Origin of the sequence: Bradyrhizobium sp. SUTN9-2, assembly GCF_003122645.1 — a bacterium.
Classification (GTDB): Bacteria; Pseudomonadota; Alphaproteobacteria; order Rhizobiales; family Xanthobacteraceae; genus Bradyrhizobium; species Bradyrhizobium yuanmingense.
In genome coordinates this window covers 2744587-2748745 of sequence record NZ_LAXE01000001.1, presented here as the reverse complement: position 1 = coordinate 2748745, position 4159 = coordinate 2744587, and the positions used below count along the sequence as shown (strand labels likewise).

The window sequence follows — 4159 nt, the reverse complement described above, 5'->3', positions numbered from 1 at the left end:
CTAATGTCCCTAAAGCATGACTATCGCGAGTGGTATCCCAAAATCGACGATGAAATCGCCGATCAAATGGCCACATTTGTGGACAAGGATGAGCTATGGGAACGCGGCAAATAAAGTTGCTCGACGTGCAGCAAGGCGGGAAACAATCCCGCCTGCGGTTGCTCGCGCCAATGCGATATCTCGAGATCCGCCATCCGGAGAAATTCAAGTACGACGTCGTTCTTCCCATTGTGGTCGGTTTGGCGGCCTGGACGATCTATATGTTCATAAGCCCAAGGCCGGCGCTCTTCGGCGAGGCGGGACTGCTGCGGTTTGCCCGCGACCTACTCGTGATGGCCGTCCCCTTTATGGTTGGCGCCCTTGCTGCTGTATCGATGGGGGCACCCGGTCCGAACATCGACCGGCGGCCCATCGGTGCCGAGCTCTGGCTAGATAACGACGCGCTCACAATGCGTCAGTTTCTTTGCTTTTTGCTTGGTTACCTGAGCTTCTTAGGTTTAGTCACCCTCATGGTCGTGGTCGGTGCCGGCCTCATGAGGGAAGCTGTTGTTGGGTGGACGGCCCACTTGCCTCTAGTCCGCTACGTGATCCACGGCGTCGGCGCTCTCGTTCTCTCCGTCCTGCTCTCCTCGCTCTGTGTTACGGTGCTCTGGTCACTCTATTTCCTCACCGACGTAGCGAACAGAAAGGGCGCTTAAAGCCCCCCACCCTTGCGGCCGAACGACCGCACTGGCTCACAAATTCCGCCCCATCCGGTGCACTACGGCTTGTGCTCCCGCTTTGGTTGCGCTTTGATCCTCCCCATTTCAAGGGAGAGATTTTAGATGGCCGATGTTCAGGTGACGTGCATCAATAAGCAGCCCAGGAATAATACTCACGAGGGGATCACGCATCTCGGTGGCGCCGGATGGAAGTGGCCTAGATCACAGGTAATTCTGTCGATCGAACAGCGCTCCAATACCTTTTTCACGATGGTAGGTGGAAGGCGCGCCGACGTCGGCGTCGTCGACGGGCCCAATGGCAAGTACGTCCGCACCTATGCCGATGGCTACTACCAACGACAATCTTCTGGCGTTGCCGGAATGCCTATAGGGACCGCAGATCGGGGGGAGACGGCATGACAAGAATTCTCGCAACATCAATGGCGCTTCTGACACTCTTTGCCTTCATTGAGCCGGCGGCTGCGCGTGGTGGAGGCCACGGTGGCCGCGTCAGCTACGGTGGTGGCAAACACACCAGCAGCCACAACGGGAGCTACGTCGGTGGATCCGGATCATCACACCGAGGCGGCAGCTATGTGAACGCAGCAACCGGCAATCGCTACGGCACCCATCAATAAGGAGCACTGCAAAATGGCGAAGTCGACCAGGAACAGCGGCAAGCCGTGGAAACCAACTGAAGTCAGCCAACTTAAGCAGCTCGCGAAAGGCAACACTCCAACGCGTGTCATCGGCCTCAAGCTTGGGCGGACCCCCGCCGCGATCTACAAGAAGGCGGCAGACGAAGATATCTCGTTGGCCCCGACAAACCAGCGGCCATACGGTACGAAAAAGTAGCAGGCAAAGATGGGACTCTTCTCGCGCAAAGAACAGTGGGAGCGAACGTTCCGGCTCCGCTGCCATCATACGATTGCAAAAGATTTTCTTTCCGCTCTGTTTTGGCTCTGGGGAATCGTTGGCCTTCTATTCAACGCCGGCGCTTTGATGGGACTCACAGGTACCGTCGGCGTCGGTACATCCGCGTATCTGACAGCAACCAGCCTGGTTTGGATTGGCGGTATGATCCTGTTCGGGATGGGTGCGATGCTTTCCCACAATGATTTTGACGGTGAGCGTCCCCTTGCACCGGATGCTGGCGATATTCGGGTAACTCATTAGAGGCCACCCTCTAAAAGGTGGCGCCGAGCCCCCGCGAGGCTCGCCTGCAGGTTACCCCACCCCCGTAGCCTCGAAGCGGCGCGCGCTTCTGTTGGCGTCACCTTGAATTTTGACCGCCTTACCCAATTGACCAACAACCACCTTCAACTGCTGAATCGTTCCCTGATCAGATCCAGGGGCATTGATGTAGTAGTTATGGTTCTCGACCCGACCGCCGCCACCGGCGCTAGACACGCCGAGGTTTCCATCTGGGCCGCGCCGAAGTGGCATAATCGCTTCCGGTCTTGCCTCGCCGAACAATGCCATAGGCGCGATCGTGGGGCTATCCACGACGCCTCCCTGGGCGAATGGGACGATGCTCCCGCCTGAGAAGACGTTCCCGTGAGCGCTCGGCAGGACCGCAAGCCCGATGGACTTCATCAGCGGTTGTACAATCAGTGTTTTGATGGCGATCTGCTCGATATCCCGCAGGATCGATTTTGCCATATCGCTGAAGGCTTCTGAGGCGCTCTTGGTGCCAGACACGAAGTCCGTCAGGCCGGAGGTCAGGTTGTTCTCGATGGACGTGGAGAGCTGCCGCGCGGAGCTATTAAAACGCATCTGAGCCGCCTCAGCGCTGTTGAGCGCCTCCGCAACGTCCGGATAGATGTCCTTCAGCTTAGATGCGATGGTGATGTCCTCTTGGGAGAGGAACGCGGTCCGCCTGTCGAAACGGTTCTGAGCCGCGACCTGCGCTTTTGCCAGAGCGGCCGCAGCTTCGCCCGCCCTTTCTGCGAGTTCGTAGAAGTCCTTCGCGAATTTCTCCGTATTGGCGATCCCAGCGCGCTCCGCGGCCGCGTAAAGCTGCGCCTCGGTGCGCAGCTTCATCATCTCGCCGGCCCCTGCTCCCGCCGCCTCAGGCCGGCAGAGACGGCGTAGTCCAGCAGACCTTTGAGCCGCTTCCGGAAGTTGCTCGCGGCGGACGGCGTATCGGCCATCTCGTCAATCAGCTTGTTGATGTGCTTCGGCTGAAGGCCAGCAATCGGCCCTCCACCGTGCTTATCCACAAAGCGGTCCAAAACGCCGCGACAGGTAGCTTTTGTCGTTTCAGCCAGCACCTTGAATTCAGTCGAGCCGTAATATCCGTTGACAGCAGCCGCTATGCTGCCGGCCTTAACGCGCCGCATCGCTGGCGGCGACTCCGGCTCGTCCGCGCTTATGGCCGCACGGTAGGCCGTCCAAAATTCGGGCGTGTACAGAGGTGCTGGCAGAGCTATTTGCGCCCTGCCCGGTCGTCGCAGATATGCCATGCATCAGTCATCTCAGGGCGGCGAGGTCTATCTACCTCTCTATGGGAGGTTCGAAGCCGACTTAGCTTCGCTAAAAGCTAAGGAAGCCATGATGGAGCGCGCACGTGTTCGGGCTGCACGGTTCATGCGGGAGAACTCGCTAAAGAAATGAGCAGGACCAGGCCCTCCCGCCCTTGAGGCCATCCGAACGCTGATGCGGCAGGCGCTGAAGGCCAATTCGGAGGGGTGATCCACTCCCTACCTTGGGAGCGCTTCGGCTGTGCTCTGCATATTTTTCCCGGGTTGTGGATACATACGCGCGCAAGCTATTGATCTCGCTCGCTGGTTGTTGTTTGATATGCCTACTTTTTAGGCTTGGGGACTGTTTCACATGTGTAAAATTGCGATTGCGGCGCTTTGCGTCGCCTTAGGCGGCTGTGCAGCCGCACCGAAAATGGGATGGGTGCGCGTCGACGGTCAGTCCTCCCGAGATAACCCGGTTCTACAGACCCAATTCGAAGTCGACAGAACCGCCTGCTTGGGCGAGCGCAACAAGGCCGCGCTGTCAGGGGTCACTGTCGCTGGCGGTGGATTGGCGGGAGCCATCGCAGCCCAAGAGCGAACCAACGCGGCCGACACTGTCGGTCAAGGTTGCATGGCGGAAAAGGGCTATCTGCTCGTCCGAGAAGACGAAGCCGACGCTAAGCGTGCAGAGCTGGCCAGAGTGGCCGAACTGAAAAAGCAACAGGAGGCTGCCAGTGCGGCACCTGCTCCGAAGCAAAAGAAGCTGGCCGCGGCGAAACCATCAACTTAGCGACTTCGGACCAGCGATATGGATGTACTCCCGCGTGGGCGGTGGTGGAACGGGAGCCGGAGGCGCCTGACTTCGCGAAGTGGCACCCAGCTTCTCGCAACAGCAGTTGCTGCATCAACGGTGTTGGTCGGCGCCTCAAACTCGGCAAGCAGCCACAGCTTTCTTTGTATCGCGGACCTGTCAACCGGCTTTTCGTGGAA

At 58.8% G+C, this 4159-nt stretch carries 8 protein-coding genes; 6 read left to right on the top strand and 2 right to left on the bottom strand.

The genetic code is table 11. The features are described from left to right. Window positions 1–116 precede the first annotated feature (116 nt). The 5 genes from XF30_RS12500 to XF30_RS37720 all read left to right on the top strand — a co-directional run bounded on the left by XF30_RS12500 (window position 117) and on the right by XF30_RS37720 (window position 1877). Window positions 117–698, top strand: coding sequence for a hypothetical protein (locus XF30_RS12500; RefSeq protein WP_146207694.1), 582 nt, complete (start codon window positions 117–119; stop codon window positions 696–698). Window positions 699–824: 126 nt separating this feature from the next. Then, window positions 825–1121, top strand: a complete 297-nt coding sequence (locus XF30_RS12495; protein WP_244608939.1) for a DUF3892 domain-containing protein — start codon at window positions 825–827, stop codon at window positions 1119–1121. After that, complete coding sequence (locus XF30_RS37725; protein ID WP_146207693.1) at window positions 1118–1339, top strand: hypothetical protein; 222 nt, start codon at window positions 1118–1120, stop codon at window positions 1337–1339. The genes XF30_RS12495 and XF30_RS37725 overlap by 4 nt, the downstream gene beginning before the upstream one ends. A 13-nt stretch (window positions 1340–1352) precedes the next feature. Beyond that, complete coding sequence (locus tag XF30_RS12490) at window positions 1353–1556, top strand: hypothetical protein (protein ID WP_109142882.1); 204 nt, start codon at window positions 1353–1355, stop codon at window positions 1554–1556. Between the two features lie 9 nt (window positions 1557–1565). Beyond that, window positions 1566–1877, top strand: coding sequence for a hypothetical protein (locus XF30_RS37720; protein WP_146207692.1), 312 nt, complete (start codon window positions 1566–1568; stop codon window positions 1875–1877). A gap of 51 nt (window positions 1878–1928) precedes the next feature. On the opposite strand, the gene XF30_RS12485 is transcribed toward XF30_RS37720, so the two are convergent. Together XF30_RS12485 and XF30_RS12480 are read right to left on the bottom strand one after the other, a co-directional pair. Continuing rightward, window positions 1929–2747, bottom strand: coding sequence for a phage tail tape measure protein (locus XF30_RS12485; protein ID WP_109142881.1), 819 nt, complete (start codon window positions 2745–2747; stop codon window positions 1929–1931). After that, entirely contained in the window at window positions 2744–3043 is a 300-nt protein-coding gene (locus tag XF30_RS12480; RefSeq protein ID WP_146207691.1) for a hypothetical protein, read from the bottom strand. Before XF30_RS12480 ends, XF30_RS12485 begins: the two co-directional genes overlap by 4 nt. 493 nt (window positions 3044–3536) lie before the next feature. Between XF30_RS12480 and XF30_RS12475 the strand changes: the two genes are divergently transcribed. Further along, window positions 3537–3959: a hypothetical protein gene (locus XF30_RS12475; RefSeq protein ID WP_146207690.1), complete on the top strand. Its 423-nt coding sequence runs from the start codon at window positions 3537–3539 to the stop codon at window positions 3957–3959. The last annotated feature ends 200 nt before the right edge of the window (window positions 3960–4159 follow it).

What these genes read in the sequence shown, in the direction of transcription:
- XF30_RS37725 (WP_146207693.1), top strand. Translation starts at nt 1,118, where the DNA reads ATGACAAGAATTCTCGCAACATCAATGGCGCTTCTGACACTCTTTGCC.
- XF30_RS12485 (WP_109142881.1), bottom strand. Translation starts at nt 2,747, where the DNA reads ATGATGAAGCTGCGCACCGAGGCGCAGCTTTACGCGGCCGCGGAGCGC.
- XF30_RS12490 (WP_109142882.1), top strand. Translation starts at nt 1,353, where the DNA reads ATGGCGAAGTCGACCAGGAACAGCGGCAAGCCGTGGAAACCAACTGAA.
- XF30_RS12475 (WP_146207690.1), top strand. Translation starts at nt 3,537, where the DNA reads ATGTGTAAAATTGCGATTGCGGCGCTTTGCGTCGCCTTAGGCGGCTGT.
- XF30_RS37720 (WP_146207692.1), top strand. Translation starts at nt 1,566, where the DNA reads ATGGGACTCTTCTCGCGCAAAGAACAGTGGGAGCGAACGTTCCGGCTC.
- XF30_RS12495 (WP_244608939.1), top strand. Translation starts at nt 825, where the DNA reads ATGGCCGATGTTCAGGTGACGTGCATCAATAAGCAGCCCAGGAATAAT.
- XF30_RS12480 (WP_146207691.1), bottom strand. Translation starts at nt 3,043, where the DNA reads ATGCGGCGCGTTAAGGCCGGCAGCATAGCGGCTGCTGTCAACGGATAT.